Origin of the sequence: Cytobacillus purgationiresistens, from assembly GCF_030813235.1 — a bacterium.
Lineage (GTDB): Bacteria > Bacillota > Bacilli > Bacillales > Cytobacillaceae > Cytobacillus > Cytobacillus purgationiresistens.
Map to the genome: position 1 here is coordinate 401,038 of NZ_JAUSUB010000001.1, position 20,983 is coordinate 422,020.

The 20,983-nt window shown below is 35.9% G+C and carries 16 protein-coding genes and 2 pseudogenes; 12 read left to right on the forward strand and 6 right to left on the reverse strand.

Annotated features, from left to right (window positions below):
- Positions 1–57: 57 nt before the first annotated feature.
- From J2S17_RS02090 to J2S17_RS02110, 5 genes are all read left to right on the forward strand, one after another.
- Positions 58–1,824: an extracellular catalytic domain type 1 short-chain-length polyhydroxyalkanoate depolymerase gene (locus J2S17_RS02090; RefSeq protein ID WP_307471418.1), complete on the forward strand. Its 1,767-nt coding sequence runs from the start codon at positions 58–60 to the stop codon at positions 1,822–1,824.
- Positions 1,825–2,089: 265 nt separating this feature from the next.
- Complete coding sequence (locus tag J2S17_RS02095) at positions 2,090–2,413, forward strand: ArsR/SmtB family transcription factor (RefSeq protein WP_307471420.1); 324 nt, start codon at positions 2,090–2,092, stop codon at positions 2,411–2,413.
- Positions 2,414–2,416: 3 nt separating this feature from the next.
- Positions 2,417–2,806 carry an SRPBCC family protein gene (locus J2S17_RS02100; RefSeq protein WP_307471421.1) on the forward strand — a complete coding sequence of 130 codons (390 nt, stop codon included), beginning with the start codon at positions 2,417–2,419 and terminating at the stop codon, positions 2,804–2,806.
- Positions 2,807–3,056: 250 nt separating this feature from the next.
- Entirely contained in the window at positions 3,057–3,764 is a 708-nt protein-coding gene (locus tag J2S17_RS02105) for an FAD-dependent oxidoreductase (protein ID WP_307471423.1), read from the forward strand.
- 368 nt (positions 3,765–4,132) lie between these two features.
- The gene (locus J2S17_RS02110; RefSeq protein ID WP_307471426.1) at positions 4,133–7,303 is read left to right on the forward strand and encodes an ATP-binding cassette domain-containing protein; all 3,171 of its coding nucleotides are present in this window, start codon (positions 4,133–4,135) and stop codon (positions 7,301–7,303) included.
- 285 nt (positions 7,304–7,588) lie between these two features.
- On the opposite strand, the gene J2S17_RS02115 is transcribed toward J2S17_RS02110, so the two are convergent.
- The 3 genes from J2S17_RS02115 to J2S17_RS02125 all read right to left on the reverse strand — a co-directional run bounded on the left by J2S17_RS02115 (position 7,589) and on the right by J2S17_RS02125 (position 9,664).
- On the reverse strand, positions 7,589–8,089 hold the full coding sequence (locus tag J2S17_RS02115) for a DinB family protein (protein ID WP_307471428.1): 501 nt from the start codon (positions 8,087–8,089) through the stop codon (positions 7,589–7,591).
- 64 nt (positions 8,090–8,153) lie between these two features.
- Complete coding sequence (locus J2S17_RS02120) at positions 8,154–9,068, reverse strand: helix-turn-helix transcriptional regulator (RefSeq protein WP_307471430.1); 915 nt, start codon at positions 9,066–9,068, stop codon at positions 8,154–8,156.
- Between the two features lie 26 nt (positions 9,069–9,094).
- On the reverse strand, positions 9,095–9,664 hold the full coding sequence (locus tag J2S17_RS02125; RefSeq protein WP_307471432.1) for a YdeI/OmpD-associated family protein: 570 nt from the start codon (positions 9,662–9,664) through the stop codon (positions 9,095–9,097).
- A gap of 712 nt (positions 9,665–10,376) precedes the next feature.
- Between J2S17_RS02125 and J2S17_RS02130 the strand changes: the two genes are divergently transcribed.
- Positions 10,377–10,751: a DnaA N-terminal domain-containing protein gene (locus tag J2S17_RS02130; RefSeq protein ID WP_307471433.1), complete on the forward strand. Its 375-nt coding sequence runs from the start codon at positions 10,377–10,379 to the stop codon at positions 10,749–10,751.
- Positions 10,752–10,812: 61 nt separating this feature from the next.
- Here the strand turns inward: J2S17_RS02130 and J2S17_RS02135 are convergent.
- A pseudogene (locus tag J2S17_RS02135) lies at positions 10,813–11,139 on the reverse strand (SOS response-associated peptidase).
- Positions 11,140–11,430: 291 nt separating this feature from the next.
- Between J2S17_RS02135 and J2S17_RS02140 the strand changes: the two are divergent.
- Positions 11,431–12,414 (forward strand): tRNA dihydrouridine synthase, encoded by a 984-nt coding sequence (locus J2S17_RS02140; RefSeq protein WP_307471436.1) that lies wholly within the window; start codon positions 11,431–11,433, stop codon positions 12,412–12,414.
- A gap of 217 nt (positions 12,415–12,631) precedes the next feature.
- Here J2S17_RS02140 and J2S17_RS28780 read toward each other — a convergent pair whose 3' ends face one another.
- Positions 12,632–12,757, reverse strand: a complete 126-nt coding sequence (locus J2S17_RS28780) for a DUF418 domain-containing protein (RefSeq protein WP_370874927.1) — start codon at positions 12,755–12,757, stop codon at positions 12,632–12,634.
- Positions 12,758–13,593: 836 nt separating this feature from the next.
- Between J2S17_RS28780 and J2S17_RS02145 the strand changes: the two are divergent.
- From J2S17_RS02145 to J2S17_RS02165, 5 genes and pseudogenes are all read left to right on the forward strand, one after another.
- Positions 13,594–14,682 (forward strand): annotated as a pseudogene (locus tag J2S17_RS02145) (glycosyltransferase family 2 protein); the annotation flags it as partial.
- Positions 14,683–15,093: 411 nt separating this feature from the next.
- Positions 15,094–16,377: a nucleotide sugar dehydrogenase gene (locus J2S17_RS02150; RefSeq protein WP_307471585.1), complete on the forward strand. Its 1,284-nt coding sequence runs from the start codon at positions 15,094–15,096 to the stop codon at positions 16,375–16,377.
- A gap of 100 nt (positions 16,378–16,477) precedes the next feature.
- The gene (locus J2S17_RS02155) at positions 16,478–18,001 is read left to right on the forward strand and encodes a glycosyltransferase family 2 protein (RefSeq protein WP_307471439.1); all 1,524 of its coding nucleotides are present in this window, start codon (positions 16,478–16,480) and stop codon (positions 17,999–18,001) included.
- A 107-nt stretch (positions 18,002–18,108) separates the two neighbouring features.
- Positions 18,109–18,348: a hypothetical protein gene (locus tag J2S17_RS02160; protein ID WP_307471440.1), complete on the forward strand. Its 240-nt coding sequence runs from the start codon at positions 18,109–18,111 to the stop codon at positions 18,346–18,348.
- Positions 18,349–18,511: 163 nt separating this feature from the next.
- A complete protein-coding gene (locus J2S17_RS02165) occupies positions 18,512–18,751 on the forward strand; it encodes a hypothetical protein (RefSeq protein ID WP_307471442.1) in 240 nt (79 codons plus the stop codon).
- A 731-nt stretch (positions 18,752–19,482) separates the two neighbouring features.
- Here the strand turns inward: J2S17_RS02165 and J2S17_RS02170 are convergent.
- Positions 19,483–20,586 carry a tyrosine-type recombinase/integrase gene (locus tag J2S17_RS02170; RefSeq protein ID WP_307471444.1) on the reverse strand — a complete coding sequence of 368 codons (1,104 nt, stop codon included), beginning with the start codon at positions 20,584–20,586 and terminating at the stop codon, positions 19,483–19,485.
- Between the last annotated feature and the right edge of the window lie 397 nt (positions 20,587–20,983).

Consider the following 20,983-nt stretch of genomic DNA (forward strand, 5'->3'; position numbering starts at 1 on the left):
TAACCATCAAAAATTTTGATAGCCATATTCAAACAATTAGAGGAGGCTTAAAATCGAATGAAAGCAAAAATCATTGCGCTTGTTTGTCTATGTTTTATGATTGTTGGAGTTGGCAGCGCTTTTCCCTCAGCAACGAAGGCAGCAGGGCAGGTAATCAACGGTTCTTATGGAGGAAAGTCCTATACATTGTATGTGCCAAGTCAGTATCAAGTCGGTCAATCGTATCCTTTATATGTGATGTTGCATGGGTGTACGCAAGATGCCAATCAATTTTCGACAGGAACTAAAATGAATGCGCTTGCAGAGGAAAAAGGGTTTTTAGTTCTTTACCCTGAACAAAACATTGCGGCCAATTCAAATAAATGCTGGAATTGGTTTGAACCTAGCCATCAATCTCGAGGAAGCGGAGAGCCTGGCGTTCTTGCAGGCATGGTTCAAAGTATAAAAGGCAATTACTCCATAAATAATGATCGAGTATACGTTGGTGGATTATCAGCTGGAGCAGCTATGAGTGTGATTATGGGAGCCACCTATCCGGATGTATTCTCAGGGGTTGCTGTAGCTGCGGGGTTAGAATATAAAGCTGCTACAAGTATGATTAATGCTTATACAGCAATGTCCAGCGGAGGGCCAAATCCTGCTCAGCAAGGGAGGCTTGCTTATCAAGCGATGGGAAGTCGAGCGAAAATCCTACCGATTATCGTCTTTCATGGCACATCTGACTATACGGTGAATAATGTCAATGGAAACCAAGTAATCTCTCAATGGGCAGTCACAAACAATTTAAGTAAAACGGAGGAAGAGACTGGTTGGATAGATGATCAGCCTGATCAGTCAGAAAACCTGCAAATCCCAGGAGGTAAAAGCTATACAGTTAGCAGTTATAAAGGAAGCGACAATAAGACATGGATGAAAAAAGTATTTGTTCAAAATATGGGTCATGCATGGTCTGGTGGAAGCTCTCAGGGCAGTTATACAGATCCCCAAGGCCCAGATGCGAGTAGAATGATTTGGGAATTCTTCCAATCTATCGAAGGGGGAGAGGAAAATCCAGTTCCCGAATCTCCAGTGACAGCGGCCGCTCCAAAAGGCGGGATGTATAATGCATCAGTGCAAGTGACCCTTACGGCAAATAAGCCAGCGAACATTTATTATACTTTAGATGGCACCCAGCCTAATGAAAATTCTGCTGTCTATTCAAATCCAATATCTGTCTCAGAAAGCGCAACATTGAAATACTTCAGTATAGATGCCAATGGAAATCGAGAAAGTGTAAAACAAGAAATGTATGTCATCCAACCTTCTTCTAATGATGGAACGATACTAACTTCAATTGGCAATGAAGATGGCTATGTCGGACAACTGGTAGCTGACGGCAAAAGTAATGCGGCGATTAAAGTTGGCGATAAAGGCATGTATAATACCGACACATATAGAGGGATTTTATCCTTTAATACAAACGGTGTGGCAGGCAATATCCATTCTGCTAAGATTCGTTTATACCAAAAGAATATTCAAGGAACCATTTCATCACTACAATTAGATATAAAGAAAGGTTTTTTCGGTAGTAGTTCATCTATTGAACAACTGGACTATTCAGCAGCAGCCACTGCTGCAAATATTGCCAGCACAGGCTCACTGACTGGAGAATATATTGATATATCTTTACCTGCCAGTGCATTAGCCAATATTAATTCAAATGGTGTAACGCAATTCAGAATAAGAGCGATGTCAACTGCAGGTATAACCTCGAATATCATTGAATTTTTTGGGGGAGAAACCGTCAATTTTGAACCGAAGCTGATAATCAATGCGTCAAATTAGTAGAGGGACCACGTCCTGCTATTAGAGGGAAAAAGAAGCATGCAAGCGACATGCTTCTTTTTTTGTTTCCTTTATAAGGAGCAAAGAAACCTGATGGACTAGCTTTTTGTAAGTCCGCACTTCCCTGACGCTAACTTGACGCACCCCTATTATGATAGCAGAATAAAACAATACCATGATGTCAAAAATAAAATTGACAGGACACCAATTAGTGTCCTATACTAAAGACACTAATTGGTGTCCAATTAATAAGGGAGGGGTGATTTTGAGCGAGAAAAATCAAGAGCGTGATGTTTATGTAGCCATCGCTGACCCAACAAGACGAAAATTGCTAGGTTTGTTGGCAGATGCAGAAGAGTTACCTCTTCACGAATTAACCGCTCAATTTCAAATGGGGCGTACCGCTGTTTCTAAACATTTGGCTATCCTAAAAGAAGCTGGACTACTTGCTGACCGAAAGGTTGGTAGAGAAACAAGGTATCGACTAAATGCGGCTCCCTTAAGGGAAATTCAGGATTGGGTAACCTTTTACGAGAAGTTTTGGAAGGAAAAAGTGTTGATTTTAAAAAATTTGTTAGAGGAGGAATAAATGATGGCAGATTTATCATTAGATTTTCAGTTTACAAGTTCAATCAATAAGGTGTGGAGTGCATTAACAGATTCGGATACTCTTGCAAAATGGATAATGGAAAATGACTTTAAACCAATCGTAGGACATAAATGTCAATTCCGAAATGAGCAGTGGAATTTAATTGTGGATTGTGAAGTATTAGTAGTGAACGAGCCTTATAAGCTATCTTACACATGGATAGGTGGTCCGATAAACACTACTGTCACATGGACATTGAAGCAAGAGGATGAAACAACCTACTTACACCTTGAACAAACAGGATTCGAAAAAGAAAATCAAGCGTTCAATGGTGCGAAATATGGTTGGGCGAGTATGGGTGAAGAACTTAAAAAAATATTAGTGGAAATGTAAGACCAAACCTCTGAACCCTATTTTTTTAGTATTAACCTAACGTTTAGGAAAAGCAAACGGCTCAGTATAGGACTGAGCCGTTTATCATGAATCGTCTGGTATATTCTATAAATACAGTCACTGTGATCGAACATAACAGCTGTTTGATTTAACAGAGAGAAAACCACGTTCTTTCAAAGAATTCGTATTAGCAAATGAAAGCAGTTTCAGATAAGTATGGGTAGCAAATGATAAAAAGGGAGATGGCGAAATGGGTTTTTTTCAAGATACCTTACCAATATTCAAAAAGAGAGAACTATCTTTTTTAGAAAGCTACAAGGAAGCAGAAGATGTATATACCTTTCTATTTGAAAAAGAGAAAGATTTAACCTGGAAAGCAGGGCAGCATGGTTTGTTTAGTATTACTCATAAGACCATAAAAAAATCTATAAGGCCATTCAGTGTGGCCTCTTCTCCCACAGAGAATATTGTTAAAATAACAATGGGTATTAGTGATGACCCAAGTGATTTTAAGAAAGCGATGTTAGAATTAAAACAGGGAATGAAAGTGAGTATGAGTGGACCTGTAGGCTCTTTTTATCTAAAAGATAACAGTCCTTCACTCTTGATTGCAGGTGGGATTGGAATTACACCATTTCGGTCGATAGTAAAACAAATAGTGGCAGAAGGAAATGGAGTCCAGAAACAAATAAATCTACTCTATATTGACAGCAAAAAGTCATATATATATAAAGATGAACTTGATGGAATTGCTAGCAATCCTTCAATAAGTGTAACTTACCTTTATTCAAGGAATGACTTACATCAGGAAATAGATAAGTTTACCACCTTAAATAAGAACAATGGCAAATACTTTATTGCAGGACCGAAGCCAATGGTAGATTCTATTTCTGCTCATTTAAAAAATAATAATATCTCAAAACGGAATATCAAAAAGGATGCCTTTATTGGGTATTAGTTAAGAATGAATACTAATGGATATTGAATGAATAATTATTTGTCTACAGTTGAAATGTTTTCGCAGCTCTATCACACATTCACTATTCCGAAATCGGACGCTTTTCCAGAACACGGAAAGTGTCATTCTTAATGGAAGAAAGGACTAAGCTGAGAGTTAATTATATACTTTATGGGGGTGCCTTGAAAAACCCCCATTAATTGCTGGATTCGATCGAATGGAATTGTTTCTTCAAAACGGTATAAGTGAATATATAACAAGAAATTTCAATTAGTATGAGTTTGTCGATTCGAAAAAAATACAACAAATGCATTTTAAGTTGTGCAAATATGGAAAGACTAAATTTAGAGAATTGAAAGGATATCACAATGAAAATCAATCAATTAATTGCGAACAATATTAACAAATTAGATGCAGTGCTTCCAACTGATCACTCGTTAGGCATTGCGGGTTTGTCTGGATCTGGTAAAACAACTTTTTCTCAGACAATTGGCGAAGAGTCAAAGAAACGTCTCGTTTCATTATTGCCAAAGGCTGAATATCAATATTTATTTCCTGATATTATGGAAACGAATTTCAGTGCTATTAATATGGAAGAAATGCCTTTAGTGCTTTTTCTTGGAAGATCATCAATTTCTTCTAATCCACGTTCAACAATTGGCACGCATACTGGCGTATTTACAGAGATTCGTGTAAGACTTGCTGAAAAATATAACCTTTCTCCAGAAGTCTTTTCATTTAATAATGAATTAGGCTGGTGTCCTAAGTGTAAAGGCCGTGGTACTAACAAAAATGTTGAATGTCCTGTGTGTAATGGAAGGCGTTATAACGAGGAAGCACGGCAATATACAATCGATTTATTTGGTAAACCGCATAATATATCAGAAATGAACAACTTAAGTATTGAAACTATTCTTTCGCTATCAGAAGATTTAAATATTAGTGAAGAAAAACAGCATATACTTAAAAACATAATCAATATGAATATGGGTTACTTAACATTAAACAGAATTATGGGTACATTATCTGGTGGAGAATTAACTCGCCTTTACCTTGCAGAATTCATGGCTGTAAGTGAAAATACTGTCATTATCATTGATGAAATATCAGTCGGTATTGATCATGTAACATTACTGAAAATTTTAGAACAAATTAAACAATTAGGCAATAAGAATCAAATTTGGCTTATTGACCATTCTGACACCGTGCTCGATACAACAGAGACCTGTGTATTCTTTGGACCTGGGAGTGGTAAATATGGCGGAAAAATCGTGGATGAATCACCGCGTCCAAAACCAGTTCACATAGAACGAAATGAGGAAGCCCCAACAGATTACTATCAATTTCATGATTTATATTGTCGTAATATTCAAATGACTGAGTTTAAAATACCAAAAAATAGACTTGTAACCATTACCGGAGAGTCTGGGTGTGGCAAATCTACACTTGTCAACGAATGTATTGCCAAAGATTTTCAGATGCAATACAAAAACGATAAGCTCATTATGGTTGGACAAGATCGAAACCAATCCATTACGAGTCGGTCAACTGTTGCGACTTTTCTTGATATTAAAAAGAAAATCACAAAATATAGTGAAGCAATTGATGACATTTTCGATCGCTCAATTGAAGATATCATTGATGAACTTCCAAATGAAGATATCGCACATAAACGTTTGAGCTTATTGATCAAACTTGGCCTTGGTTATTTGACATTAAATAGAAAAACTAAGGACTTATCGACGGGTGAATTTCAATGTGTGCATTTAGTCGCGGAACTGTTTGCAAACTCTAGAAATCCTCATACACTTTTCATTTTTGACGAACCTTCAAAAGGTTTATCACAAAATATTTTAAATCAATTCATTGATAGTATCAGGGGCATTCTAGAAGATGAATCAGTTTCAATTATGATGATTGAACACAATGCCTATATGATGGAAAGTTCTGATTTTATCGTTGATTTTGGTAACAGAAAGAATGAACCTGTCACGCATCTTGATGTCGTTAGTCATCATGAATATATTGAGACTAAAAATAGGGAAGATATCGTGCTACCATCGCTGATTTCATCTACACTCAAATCACAAAATGGCATTACGCATTTAAAAGATAATCATATCGGCTATTTTAAAAATGCAGAAAATGTCTATAAAGGCGGTATTTTAAAAAGCTTATCATCAATGGCCCGTTTGATTTATGGTGAATACGATTCTAAACAAATAGCACCTGTCATTGCCATTGATCTTGAAAGACATTTGTATAGTCAATATAGTTTTATTTATGAAATTGGAGGGATGATTAACCACATTATAGCGTCGCATCCTACCAATAAAGATACGAGAAGCTTTGATTTCTTTTCTCGGGACAATCATTGTCCATCATGCTCGGGACGACTTGAGATTGAAATATTTGATAAAGATCTTGCGATTCAAGATAAAAATCTTCCATTCTGGGATGGTCTATTTTATCCAGAAGTAATGGAAGTATTAAAATTTTATCAATACCCCAAATTAGAATTTCTATTTGAAGAAATTAAGAATGAGCTTGGTCATGACCTGACGAAAAGCTATAATGAGATGTCAGATGCAGAAAAGCATACATTTTGGTATGGGTATTTCGAAAAGTCATTTTATGATAAGAAAGGCAAGGCACGTAGAACATGGGTAGGTTTTAATACCATCGTTGGTATGTATATTTTCGTTTCAAAAGCAATGATTAAAGAGCAAATAAAAGCTTCTAAAGAAATGATTACATGTCCAATTTGCGAGGGTACTGTTTTAAACCACCATAAACCGCTAAAATTTGGAGACACAGATATTCGTGAAATGATCAATCAGCCGATTGACCAAGTATTGAAAATAGTAGGTGATTTACCTGCACTCGTCAAACTTAAATCTATTGTAGGTGGCGATATGATTTTGACAAAAGATGTCTCTTTAATGCCTAGAAAAACACAAGTCGCATTGAAGATGTTTGAATTAGAACAAGCAAGCTTTACGGGTTATGAAATGGTATTACAAAATGTCTTACCATTCTGGGATACCATCAAAGACAATATCGAATCCATTAGCAACAATAATCAAGTGACCATCTGTGATTTTCCTAAAATCAATGAAACAAGAGAAACGATCATAGATAAGTATTTTACCAATGGAAAATACAAAAAACTAACATATGTTTATGAAGCATTTGGTTACAAAAAATTAGTTACCCAAATAAATAAAATTAAAAAAAGCCATCCATGTCCTTTCTGTAAAGGAAAGAAAGCGATATCAGAAGATAATCTACACGATGGCGTGTTTAAATTAACAATTCCATGTGTAAGTTGTTATGCAAGTGGCATCAATGATGATGGCCTTAAGGAACTTGTTGAAGGCATACAAGTAAACACATGGTTAACTGGAACAGTAAGTGATGTTGTTGCTGAAAGCTTAAATATCGAGGCTGTTGCAGATATTCCAATTTTCAATCGTATTCGTGAGTTAAATAAACGTGATATGATGGCGGTTTATCAATGCCTTGAGCAAAATAATTAAATGAGAATGATTAAAACAAGCGATATTTTAAAAATAAAGCTACATGTCAGCTAGTGATAGAAAACTCATTTGCAATAATAAATTGCAAATGAGTTTTTATGCTATTCTTGTATCGGTGGAGTTTTTATAATGTCAGTTCAACGATAAGGAATCGACTTTTTTGTGTTTGACCTGTTAAACTATAGCTCGTTCGTTTAATTAAACCACATTTATTGTAAAAATAAGATCACTATTTTATTGCATTCTCAGATATGAGTTATCATTAATTTGCAAGTACTATTTGACCTAACCCTGATACCAAAATAAAGAGAGATCATTCATTGTCGAAGCGTACCCTTGTTGTCTTAACATAGTTGTTATGTTACCTCGATGATAAGTACCATGATTAGCAACATGAAATAAAATTTCTGAGTAAGATGTTGCTCTCGCACCTGACCAAGGATTATTCAAATTAATTTTTTGTTCTAAATCTTTTTGGCTATTCATCCATTCTTCATACTGTAATGCTAGTTCTTCATAAGACTTAACAAATTCATCTACAGAATATAAATTAGTCTGTTCTAAGAAAGCCATAGAAGCTTCTAATGCTTCTTGCATATCCATTCCTTTAAGTACTTGTAACCACATAACATCTACCACATAGATGTGACTAAACGTTTGAGCAATATTTGGATATGAACTACTAACCTCTTCATATAGGACATTGCTTGGTAATTCTTTTAATCTTTCTAGTAACATCTTATTAGCCCAAATATGGTACTCATACATATTTTTTGCATGGTTCATTTAACATCTACTCCTTTAATAGTTGATATTTGTATTATAAAGAAAGATATATGACAGCAGATTGTCATATATCTTCATAAACTTTAATTATATTTTTTGCCTCATCTATTAATATTGATTGCAGCCCCATAGGTTTTATAATTTTAGCTCCACTACCAAAGCTTAAAAGAATAGATTTAAGCCATCCAGCATGTAGAGGTTGATAAACAGAAATTGTAAATGTCATACTTCCATCATTGTTAATGACTTTTGAAGAATTCTGGAATTGGTCTAATACTTCTACTAATGAATCAGGATTCACCCGTATTACTACATCTTCAAATCCTTCTGGATTACAGTTTGAATAAGATGAATCACCCTTAATTTCGTGATTCTGTAGAAACTTTTCTTGTGTCAGAGTTATACTCATCATACGTGATACTCTAAATTCTCTATCATTCTGACGTTCTCTGCAATAACCATATACATACCAGTTACGGAACTTATAATGAAGGTGAATAGGTTCTAATTCACGTGATGTAAATTCATTTTTGTAACTTACATAATCAAAACGGATTACCCTTTTTTCATGTATTGCTTTTCTTAGATTCATTAATGAATTTGGTTCTGTTCTATGGCTTTGCAAGTCAACCAATAAAGACTCATTGTTGACACTTGTATCCAGTAGTTTTAATCTATCTATAGTATGTTCAACTTCCTTATCTTCAAAAATACTCGATAAACTAGATAATACTGTGATTAGATTCATTATGTCATGAGAACTCATTAAGCTTTTATCAAATTTGTATCCATTTATTATACCGAAACCTCCGTTAGTACCTTGGTAAGAAACGACTGGTATTCCAGCCGCACAAATAGTTTCGATGTCTCTATAAATTGTCCGCGATGATACTTGAAATTCATCAGCTAAACTAGAAGCTGACAAAATTTCATTATTTAAGAGCTTGAATATGATTGATAACAAACGTTCTAATTTCAATTCTCATTTCCTTTCCTTTCCTTTCCTCAATAATTGATTAAGCGTCCATTGTCATTCCACTGACCGTACATTTTATTTTTTCTTGTATTTTCAATAAACTTATCCAACCTTTTATTAAAAATATCAGTTTCATTTCTATAACTTTGTATTGTATCAATTCTAATCCTCCTGTATAGTTCAGGAAAATTAATGAAGTTCTGATATAATTGGTCATCTTCTTTCAGACGAGTTTCAATATCTATATCTATAGTAAAAGTTTCAGGTCGCATATCAGGAAGAATTCTCAGTCCGTCTTCTTTCATCAAACCTAATTTATCTAATCTCCTTACTCTTTCTTTATTTAATTCTGTCCAATTACTTTTTGTCTTTCTTGGGGAAAGCCTTTGAGCTAGTTCAGTATCTGATATTTTCTTCTTTATCCCATCAATCCAACCAAAACATAATGCTTCTTCAACTGCATCTAAATACTGGATGACTTCTGATTGTTCATTCATACTTACTATTACCCAACAAAATCCTTCTGTATTTGAATTTTCCTCAAGCCAGTCTCTTAATCCCCGCCTTGTCTTAACTCTAATTAAACTCTTAATTTCCATTTTTAAAATTATCCTTTCTAGTAGGAATATTTGTACCAAGTATAACTGTTTAATTAATTTATTAGAAATACATAATGACTAAAGGTTCCAATATATTAATAGAAGGTCAAAAGATGCTTTAACTAACCATGTTAGCTTAAGTACATTTCTTCACAATCTCATATCTATCTTACTAAATATATCAAATTTATGGTTCTCTTAATTACCTTATCAAATAACCATCTATTTGCGGCTATTCACGGAACCAACACTCATTCCCAAAATCAAAGTAACATTTTAGTATCTAGCTCCTCATCCCAATAGTGTCAGGAATAAATCTATAACCCTTTGTGGAATAGGTCAATTAATATTTATTACTATCCTATTCTGACGCTTTTCTAGTGGCCACCTGACGTCAGTTTGAGGTATAGTCCATATATGACAAGCAGACTCAGAGGGGGGATTAGTTAATTGGCAGTTTAAGGTAGTGTATCAAGCAATAATTACTTTTACTTGAATATGCTTAGGTAACCTAATTTATAGGTTACAAAACTATTAGGCAAACTATATATTGTGAGAACGAAAGGAGTTTACTCATTATGCGTATGCGTGGAGTGACCTATGACACGGGATTTCTAAGTGAAGGAACCAGCTCACACACCAAATTCGAACGGCGAGAGTGTACAGGGAGATGGAAATTATACGTCGAGACCTCCATTGCACTGCTGTACGCGTGACATGCGGCGAGCCTGATCGCCTGGAGATTGCTGCACAAGCGGCTGCAGCAGAAGGCCTCGAGGTCTGGTTCTCACCGTTCACAAACGAGCTCGACCAAGAGGAGCTGCTTGCCTTGTTTGCGGACTGTTCCGCACGGGCCGAATGCCTCCGAGTTACGGGGGCGGAGGTGATCATGGTAACGGGCGCCGAACTCATGCTCTTTACCCCCGGCTTCGATATGAAGTTAAAGATGGTTGGCGGTACTTTCACTTTCTATTCACCTAATGAGTTTTCAAGAGATTGGCTAAATGAAAGGTATGCTACATTCATTAAAGATTGTATTATGGAATTAGAATATGAAATAAAAGAGCTGCTATTTGAAAATCATTAGATTTTAAGAAAGAGACTCACCGTATGGAGGGTCTCATTTTTATTGTTATGTGAATAGCCTATTAACAAATGGTTTTTATTAGTTGTGGTGAATTATTTTTAGGTGAATTTATTTCTGTGGAGACTTCAAAAGCTTCCATTTTTTCATGGTCAAAAGAAACGAGTAATTTATCTAATAAATCGGTATTTGGATTGGTAGGATCTAACCATTTTTCTTCATCTTTAGGGTTTAATATTACTGGCATCCTCTCATGTATTGTAGACATTCATTCATTAAGCTCCGTAGTAATTACTGAGCAAGAGTAAATGGTCTTTCCCTCTGGTGAATGCCAGGATTCCCATAGACCCGCCATACCGAATGGACTATCATTTTTTAGTTTAATTCTCATTGGTATTTTTTGATCCTCAGTTTTTTTCAATTTATATGATTAGGCACCGATTCTTCTTATATGAATTTAATCAACATATAAAAGAAGCTTTATACAGTTTTTTCTTTACTCGGTTTTCTTTACACTTTTTATTGTTAATAGTAAAGATTAAAATGTTCCAAATTAACTATAGTTTGATTAACAGTACAAAAGCATGCTATAAGTGTAAAAGAAGCAGGGATATTTTTGCTTTTTAATTTTGGGATAAAGGATTGGCCTGGTATCCCATAATGAGAGGATTTGAATTTAAATATGAAAGATAATTTTTGGCGTGATTTACCACGACCTTTTTTTGTACTGGCACCAATGGAAGATGTGACGGATGTTGTTTTTCGCCATGTAGTGAGTGAAGCGGGCAGACCTGATGTGTTTTTTACAGAGTTTACAAATACGGAGAGTTATTGTCACCCAGAGGGCAACCACAGTGTGCGTGGGCGTTTGACTTTTACAGAGGATGAACAACCAATTGTTGCCCATATATGGGGGGATAATCCTGAAAACTTTCGACAAATGAGTATTGGTATGGCGAATCAAGGATTTAGGGGTGTGGATATCAATATGGGCTGTCCTGTACCTAATGTGGCAGGGAATGGGAAGGGAAGTGGCCTTATCTGTCGTCCCGAAGTTGCAGCAGATTTAATACAAGCAGCAAAAGCAGGAGGATTGCCCGTGAGTGTGAAAACAAGGCTTGGTTACTCTGATGTAGACGAATGGCACGACTGGCTAAGACACATATTGAAACAAGATATTGCTAATCTTTCCATTCATCTGCGTACAAGAGAGGAAATGAGCAAAGTAGATGCTCATTGGGAACTAATTCCGGAAATTAAGAAACTTCGTGACCAGGTGGCTCCAGATACTCTTTTGACGATCAATGGGGATATCCCTGACCGTCAAACTGGCTTGAAACTTGCTCATCAATATGGTGTGGATGGGATTATGATTGGGCGTGGTATTTTTAAAAATCCATTTGCCTTTGAAAAGGAGCCGAAAGATCATAGTAGTAAAGAATTGCTTGATCTCTTAAGGTTGCATCTGGATCTCCATGATAAATATTCAAAATTAGAACCACGTCCGTTCAAGCCTCTTCCTCGCTTTTTTAAGATATATGTCCGTGGTTTTCAAGGGGCAAGTGAATTGAGAAATCAATTAATGAGCACAAAGTCAACGAATGAAGTGCGTGCATTGCTCGATCACTTTGATAGAAGGAATCTTGAGGGGATAGAGGAACAGTAGAAGTGTCCCAATTTAATAACGAATAATCAATCTTTATTATATGAACTTGTTATTAAATAAAATAGAAAACCGTTATTTCGTTCAATCTTTTTCAAATAACGGTTTTCTTAATTATTGCTAATATCAAGTTTGGTTTATATGTGTTTTAAGGCTACTACTATTAAATTCATAAATGGAACTTAATTCATCCTACCTGATTTCTTTTTAATTTCTGCTTTTACATGTATGTAAAGCTTCTCCAACACCATTCAATAGGACCGTAATAAAAATACTTCACCCATAGTCGGCTTAAAAGAATCTGTATAAAGAATAGTACAATAACCAAAAGTGTGCCCAGGAGTATAGATTTTTTTCATTATATACCCAATCCATAGCCATAAAAGATAAATATAGAGGCGATGGATTGAATGCCAATTGCCTGTAGAGGCCCTCCAAAAGTATCCTGCAGATATTGAGCCGAACCCAAGCTGCTAATTTAGCATTTTGGGTATTTTTAAAGATTGGTATATTTAATATAATTTTTATATCTATGCAGTGGAGCATCGTCAGGAAAACCTCATATATAAAACGATAGGAAGGATTTTCAGGGGTAAAGCCATGATGCTACCCCTAATAGAGAGAATATCTTATAAAACAAATACAACGGTCAATCCTTTCCGTTTTACTTTTGCTTTTTTGTGATTGTAATAATGAATGATTCATTTTTTATAATGCCATCAATGATCAGAATGAAGGACGGTGAACCAACTTCGCTTAAACGTACACTTTTAGTTAACACTCCTGCTATAGCTAGCCCTACCCATTAAACAATATTTTAATAACCCCCGCTTAGAAAAAGCTGCCGCTATTACCTCAACATAAGTCGCTTATTTTTTGTTTTTCAATTTTATGAATTGAATCCCGACCTTTTTCTTGCAGAATGAAAAACACTCATTCCATTATTTCACATAAACAAATGAATTATTATTACAGGATATTTATCCTTTTTAATCGCTATTAATCCACCTTAGAGTTAATGCATAACTAACAAATAACCATTTTTACTAGATTGTATATCTGTCCGAGCACGAACTTGTTCAAGCTGTATATATTAGTATTACTTAGTGTTTTTTCAATTCGAAAACTAGTATTCAAAATAAAACAAGGAGCTTATTGCAACTTATTAAAGGAGAGAAGCGTATGAACTTATCTGTCATTATCCCAGTTCAAAATGAAGAAGCCACTTTAGCACCTATTTTAGAAGAATTGCAGCAATTAAAGCCTTTTGAAATCATCGTGGTTGTTAATGGCTCAACAGATGGCTCCAAGAATATCGCGGAAAAGTATGGCTGCCATATTGTTTATTTTAAGGACCCACTTGGAATTGACATCGGCAGAGCAATTGGCGCAAAGGAGGCAAGAGGCGACATTCTACTATTTGTAGATGGGGATATTGTTATTTCACATGAAAAATTAATGCCACTAATCGACAGCATTGGCCAAGGGTACGATATTGCATTGAATGATTTAAGTTGGACGATGCATCGAAAAACTCGTCCCCATCCAACTGCTTTAGCTAAGTTTGATCTTAACCATATTTTGGGACATGGAGATTTTTCAGTTGGATCATTGGTTGCCATCCCGCATGTGATCAAGAAAACAGCTATCGAAAAAATCGGATGGCGTAATCTTGCTTGTCCTCCACTAGCCTATACAATAGCGGTGTTGAATGAACTTAAAATATGCGCACCGGTTTCTATTGATGTCATAGGCACAAATAAAATCCGTCCATGTCATCAAGGTAAAATGGAAGGATCCCCCTTTTCATCTACTACAAGCCTTATTTTAGGAGACCATTTACAAGCTGTTTCACATGTCATTGAGGAAAGAGGAATACGAGGGGGACTGACAGATGGAGAACGGGACCGTTCCTTTCTGCATAATTATCCTAAACCTGAAAAACCCGCTGAAAATCAAGCGAAATTTAGTGCAGTTTTACCGGTTGGCAAGGAGCCCGATACGATCACAGGTGTTATTGAAGAGGTCAGGAAGGCAGGTGTTGATGAAATCATTGTCGTACTGAATGGGTCGGATGAGGGTACAAAACGAAAAGCCGTAGAAGCGGGAGCCTTGATTCTCGAATTCAATGATCCATTAGGCCATAATATACCACGTGCAATTGGGGCTATGCACAGCACGGGCGAAATATGCTTGTTTGTCGACAGTGATTTTATTGTCAAAGCCGAAGATTTGCTACCGTTCTTAAAAGCGACGGAAGCGGGTGTCGATGTGGCGTTGAATGATTTGGAATGCTTGTTGGATAAACATCATCCTCTGCATGCAGTTAGCGCTGCCAAGTACTTTTTAAATATGGCGCTGAAACGGGTTGATTTAACCATTAACTCTTTAACGGCAGTGCCCCACGCAATACGCAGGGAGGTAATTGAGAAGATAGGATTTGAATATTTGATGAGCCCTCCACTATTCCAGGCAAAGTCCATTATGGAAGGCTTCAACGTAAAGCCGGTACATTATGTCGATGTGGTCAAACCGAACCGAATACGCAAGGAACACCGCCGAATTGAAGGTCGGGTGGCCTCTACAGATCGAATTCTAGGAGACCATGTGGAAGCATTGGCGCATCTTTTTAATACCATAAATAACAGATGCGGCTTTACAGCAGGAAATAGAAAGTGGGAGATGCTTGAAAAACTGCAAAAAGAAAATAGCCTGGTTTCTGAACGAAAAAAAGTGGTTGTCATCGGGTTAGGATATGTAGGTCTTCCGCTCGCTCTTCATATCGCCAATGAAAATTATGAAGTAGTCGGGATCGATAAAGATCCACGCAAAATCGAAGCACTTCAGAACGGAAAAAGTTATATACCAGACGTGTCTGATTCTTCTGTAACTGAATTAAAGAATGGATTGTTCGAAGCTAAGCTTCCCGAAAATGGGATAGAGTCATTAATGCAAGCCTCATATATTATAGTAACTGTTCCTACCCCTATCACCAAAAATGACGAACCTGATTTAGGAGCCCTTTATTCTGCCACACATTTCATTGAACAACACCTCCAGAATGGACAAACCTTAATTTATGAGAGCTCTACTTATCCGGGAACAATGGAAGAAGTTGTCTTGCCCATTTTATCCAAAAAGGGACTAAAAGTAGGACATGACTTTTTTCTTTGCTATTCTCCAGAAAGAATCGATCCTGCCAACAAAAGCTTTACGTTGAAATCGATTCCGAAAATTGTTAGTGGGCAGACAGATAAATGCCTTGAAATGATCAAGTCCTTTTATGGAACGATTTTTAACGAATTAGTGCCTGTCAGCTCACCAAAAATTGCTGAGTTAGGGAAAATTTTTGAGAATACCCAGAGACTAGTCAATATTTCGTTAGTGAATGAAATGGATACATTATGCAGGGAACTGGACATTGATTTTTATGAATCTTTACAGGCAGCATCCACTAAACCATTTGGATTTACTCCGTATTGGCCTGGTCCTGGTATAGGCGGTCATTGTATACCAGTGGATCCTCTCTATTTGCAATGGAAGCTACAGCAACATGGGCTTATGAGCGAACTCGTTCAAGCTGCCAGCGATATTAATCAACATATGCCAAAAAAAGTGATAGAGCGAGTTAAAAAAGCAATGAATAAAGACGAAAGAAATATACTTGTCATTGGACTCACTTATAAAAAAGATGTAAATGATGTGCGTGAATCTCCAGCATTAATGATATTTAAGAATCTCTTGGATGAAGAATACGATGTCACTTACCATGATCCATATATCCCATCTATTGAAATAGGAAATAAAATCCACCACTCCATTCATTTAACAGAAACAAACATAAAAGAATTCGATCTTGTCCTTATACTAACTGATCACTCCGTTATCGATTATGAACTCATTACCAAGGCACCGAATATTATCGATACACGTCGAGTGTTGAAAAAAAACAATTATAACATATAGGTTAAAGATTGAATGATCTGTTCGTCCTTTATTTCACAGAAAATGGAGGCGTTATGAAAAAGACCGAAGAATATTTATCGAATGTAAGGGGGAATAGGGGATGCATAATAAGGCATTATCAATCATTATTTCCGTGTGCAATGACGGAGTGCCGTTGGAACATGTTATACAGTTGTATAAGCAGTTACAGCCCTATGAAATCATAGTAGCTGCCGATGAAAAGTGCAAGCATTGCATCGATATAGCGAGAACATATGATTGTAGAGTTTTCGTTTGTGCTGAATTACTTGATACTTATAAAGGGCATGCGATTGGTGCAAAAGAAGCAAAAGGGGATATTTTATTATTCGTTGATTCAAAAATAGGTATCACTTCCCCCACTATGAAAATGTTTCTTCAACCTTTGATTGATGGAACAGCAGATGTAGTGATCAATAAAATGGACTATGTTTTTTATAAAAAACAACAGCCTCCTCCAACTGTCATTTGGCCCCAAATTACGAACCATTTTTTTCATCGTTCCGATTTAAAAATCGATTCAATTATTTTCGTTCCCTATGCTATGACAAAACAAGCTGTGGATGCGATTCACTCTGAATGTCTTGCCAATCCGGTTCTCGCTCATTTGAATATTATTGATCATCAATTTAGAATTGCTAATCATTTACCGATAGGGGACGTTTCACTCTATTCAAATAAAAAGGTTCAAACAAACAGCGATGCACAATCTGGTTCTGATAAACGAATGTTGGGGTATCATCTCAACGCCATTTCCTATTGCACCAAGGAGATGAGAGATCCAAGAGCAGGATATTCTGATGGGGGAAGAAGGTTCGATATTATAAAGGAATTAAAATCCGGAACAACAAAACACATGCCAAAAGTGATTCTAGGTAGAGGAAAACGATCTACTCTTTATGAAGGAAAGCAGCTTTCTGTTATTATCCCCGTACAAAATGAAGCAAAATTGATCAGATCCATTATTGAAGAATGCCGAAAACTAGAACCGATCGAGATCATTGTCGTGGTGAATGGGACAATAGATAAAACAGCAGAGATCGCAGAAAAGTGCGAAGCAAAAGTGATCATTTATAATGAAAAACTTGGCCTTGATACAGGGCGGGCTGTTGGTGCGTATTTTGCCGAAGGAGATATTATGCTATTCATTGACGGAGATTTCGTTATTTCCGAGGAAGACTTAACTCCATTTGTCCATTCTGTTCAATCCGGTGTAGATTTAGCGCTCAATGACCTAAATCACTATCTTACTTGTCATACACCGCTCCACATTGTAACTGCTTGCAAATATGCGATCAATTTAGCATGTGGCCGCAGAGACCTTGGAGTCGGCTCAACCGTGGCTGTACCACATGCTTTCAGCAAGGAATGTATTGATCAACTTGGTTTTGAAGCGCTGGCAACACCTGTTTTAAGCCAAGTAGCAACGATAATGAATGGTCACTCTGTGAAAAATGTACATCGTGTCGAAGTTGATAAAATGAATCGCTTCCGTCCTGACAAACACTTTACCAATAAAAGAGGGAAACTGGCTCCAACAACGTCTTTAATCGTCGGAGATCATACCGAAGCCCTATCTTATCTAGCAAATCGGAGGCTGTTTTAATAAGTGCTCTCTTAAAATCAATTTCATAAAAAAGGCAAATTGAATGATATAAATGCCGTTTCTACTTTTTAAAAACGACATAGTATGTTTTTGAAAGGAGTGAAATAATGTCTTGCTCAACTCAAAATTGTTTTGATATCTGTTTTAAGGTTGTAATCAATACTAAATGTGAAAGAGCAGAAACATTCGTAGATTGTGGTGAAGAGTGTTCGGGCATGGAGATTGACTTTAAAAATGGAATCATTACTATCGTTTTACCACTAGTTGCTTGTGTAGAAACCACTTTAAATGATGATTTAAGTGTGGATTCGAAATTAGACAGTCTTTCTTTTTCAGGTTATTTCTAGTTGTGATCTAAAAAACATGTATCAGATAATCCCCGTCTATTTAAAGAAGAGGCTCTCTTAATAAGTTATATCTCGTAAGATAAAAAAGGCCAATAAAATGAGATAAATGCCGTTTCTACTTCTAAAAATAAAACATAATATGTTTGCGAAAGGAGTGAAAATAATGTCTTGCACAACTCAAAATTGTTTTGATATCTGTTTTAAGGTTGTAATTAACACTAATAGTGAAAGAGCAGAAACATTCGTAGAATGCGGTGAAGAGTGTTCGGGTATTGAGATTGACTTTAAAAACGGCATCCTTACCATCGTTTTACCACTAGTTGCATGTATAGAAACCACTTTAAATGATGATTTAACTGCGAAAGCAAAATTAGAAAGTCTTTCTTTTCCAGGTTATTTCTAAGGTATTTAGCTATAAGGAAGTGTTAAATAATCCCCGTCTTTTATAGATGGGGGGTGATGAGTAAACTTCTTAGAAAAATCATTAGATTCAATTTAATGAAAAAGGAAAAAACTTTTACTTAGTTAAGTGGACGAAGAATGTTTAAACTAGTTGGATTAAATTACTTATATTCACCTAAAGAGGTAGTATGGGAGTGGTACCAACAAAAAACGTAAAACAGATGATTCTGATAATCATCTGTCATGACTGAAGAAGAACTTGAAACCTATTATTATATTCTGGGGGTAGATTCATTCAGATTTCAACAAGATAAATAGATAGTACCTCGATACTTTTTTATCTTAAGCTACTGAGCAAAACCTGAACCTATGGAAGAAAGTCAACAGTTAGATGGTTTACCTTTTAAAAGCAATAGAACATTTTGGGTTTAATAGAAATTTTGATGCAAGCATGCTGCACACACATGAAGTTCATTAAAATCGATTACTACAATTTCCCCTGAAGTGTGAGCCCATTTTATAACCTATTCATTTTGAAGATTGGAGCTGCATTATTCTAGCACGAGATGAACGGCTTAATCCGTTTAGCACCAAAGATGAGGGGAATGCAAAATCGTTACTTCTTTGCCTCTAGGTACCATCATCGGTGAAACAAAATGTGTAAATTTTATCTTTCACCAAAAATTGAAGCTGTCATATCATGCATTTCATTGATTCCGGATTTATATAATCTTATTGAAACAAACTAACCTTCTGCAGGTGCAGATGGGTTTGATCTTGATTTACTCTCTCCAGATAAACATTTGTCGTTGAGATATCTGCATGTCCAGCCCAATCCTTCACAACTGCAAGTGGCACATCATTTTCCAACAGCATCGTAACAAAAGTATGTCTAAACCAATGAGGGGAAACTTTTGTTTGCTTACCCGCCAAACCTACAGCTTCTTTGACTATTTTATAGAGGCTTGCATAGGTTAAACGTTTTTTCTCAGCATGAAAATCCTTTTTATTATAAAGCGCAAAGAAAAGAGGACTTATATCTTCTGGGTTGATTTCTACTGATTCACCAATACTTTGACGATAGTCCAGAAGGATTTTAATTGTTTCTTCACGCATTGGAATCGAACGAGGTTTGTTTCCCTTACCAATGACATCAGCGTATAAAATACCTTGTCGATTATGTCGAAAACTTCCCCAATTTAAGCTTAATAGTTCACTTGCACGCAATCCAGTTGTGTAGAGAAGATAACCGATTAATAAGTTGCGTTTCTCTAATTGCTCCCGATTCGTATTCGCTTTTACTATCTTCGGGAAACAAGCAATTAAATGTTCTGCATCCTTTTGATTTAACTCTCTCACCTGAGGTCGCATTTGAGAATCTTCCATTATATAATGTCCCTTTTTGGAAGATGGCTTTGAAATCCAAGTAGAGAGGTGAGCCTTGTAAAATTGAGTTTCATAACCAAACTCTAATAACCGTCTGAAGAACTCTAATTTTCTTATGGCTGATTTTGCTGCATATTTCTCTCTTATGTACCGATTATAAGCTTTCACTTCAGGGAAGCCAATGTCACGAAAGGTTAGTTCATGCTCTGTAAAATAAATAAGCAATGTTTTCGCATCTGAACGATAAGCTTTTAATGTATGAGGGGAGAGCCTTTTATTCGTCGTCAATATTTTTTCAATAAAAAACATTTCTAAAAAGTCCTGATCAGAACTATCTGCAAGTGACAAATTTCGATTCTCATCAAGTAAGTTTTGTGATTCTAATTTAGTTTGCAACTTGTGTAAATATTGTTCACTTGTAATCTGTTGCAGATGGATGATCTCATTCATTGTTGATTCTCCTAATCTAGTTTACGATAATCATATTATGGATAGTAAAGATAATGCGTAATTATCTTTACTTATAGTTTAACATAGAAAATGAGTCTAATATAAGAAAAACTACCAAAAAAAGCAATGTCTGAGATTCGCCCTGTGACAAAATTAGTTTTAGTTTTTTGTATCATTGGTCACTAATTCCAACCTAGTGCTCAATAAAAAAAGAGTAATTAAAGTTTAGTTTGAGCAGCATATTAAGTGGATACGTATTTTTTTATAAGAAATGGAGAAATTGAGCATTCACCAAAATCGATAGTGTTCCGGTATGAGATTATTCAAAACGCACAAAGCTAAACTGAAGTTTAAAAATTGTTAAGTAACCGTTTAAAATGAAAACCATAAAAAATAA

Excerpts from the sequence above, each read along its gene's own strand:
- J2S17_RS02125 (WP_307471432.1), bottom strand. The coding sequence starts at position 9,664 with ATGGAAATTAAGAGTTTAATTAGAGTTAAGACAAGGCGGGGATTAAGA.
- J2S17_RS02115 (WP_307471428.1), bottom strand. The coding sequence starts at position 8,089 with ATGAACCATGCAAAAAATATGTATGAGTACCATATTTGGGCTAATAAG.
- J2S17_RS02160 (WP_307471440.1), top strand. The coding sequence starts at position 18,109 with ATGTCTTGCTCAACTCAAAATTGTTTTGATATCTGTTTTAAGGTTGTA.
- J2S17_RS02165 (WP_307471442.1), top strand. The coding sequence starts at position 18,512 with ATGTCTTGCACAACTCAAAATTGTTTTGATATCTGTTTTAAGGTTGTA.
- J2S17_RS02155 (WP_307471439.1), top strand. The coding sequence starts at position 16,478 with ATGCATAATAAGGCATTATCAATCATTATTTCCGTGTGCAATGACGGA.
- J2S17_RS02150 (WP_307471585.1), top strand. The coding sequence starts at position 15,094 with ATGCTTGAAAAACTGCAAAAAGAAAATAGCCTGGTTTCTGAACGAAAA.
- J2S17_RS02110 (WP_307471426.1), top strand. The coding sequence starts at position 4,133 with ATGAAAATCAATCAATTAATTGCGAACAATATTAACAAATTAGATGCA.
- J2S17_RS02090 (WP_307471418.1), top strand. The coding sequence starts at position 58 with ATGAAAGCAAAAATCATTGCGCTTGTTTGTCTATGTTTTATGATTGTT.
- J2S17_RS02105 (WP_307471423.1), top strand. The coding sequence starts at position 3,057 with ATGGGTTTTTTTCAAGATACCTTACCAATATTCAAAAAGAGAGAACTA.
- J2S17_RS02170 (WP_307471444.1), bottom strand. The coding sequence starts at position 20,586 with ATGAATGAGATCATCCATCTGCAACAGATTACAAGTGAACAATATTTA.
- J2S17_RS02100 (WP_307471421.1), top strand. The coding sequence starts at position 2,417 with ATGGCAGATTTATCATTAGATTTTCAGTTTACAAGTTCAATCAATAAG.
- J2S17_RS02140 (WP_307471436.1), top strand. The coding sequence starts at position 11,431 with ATGAAAGATAATTTTTGGCGTGATTTACCACGACCTTTTTTTGTACTG.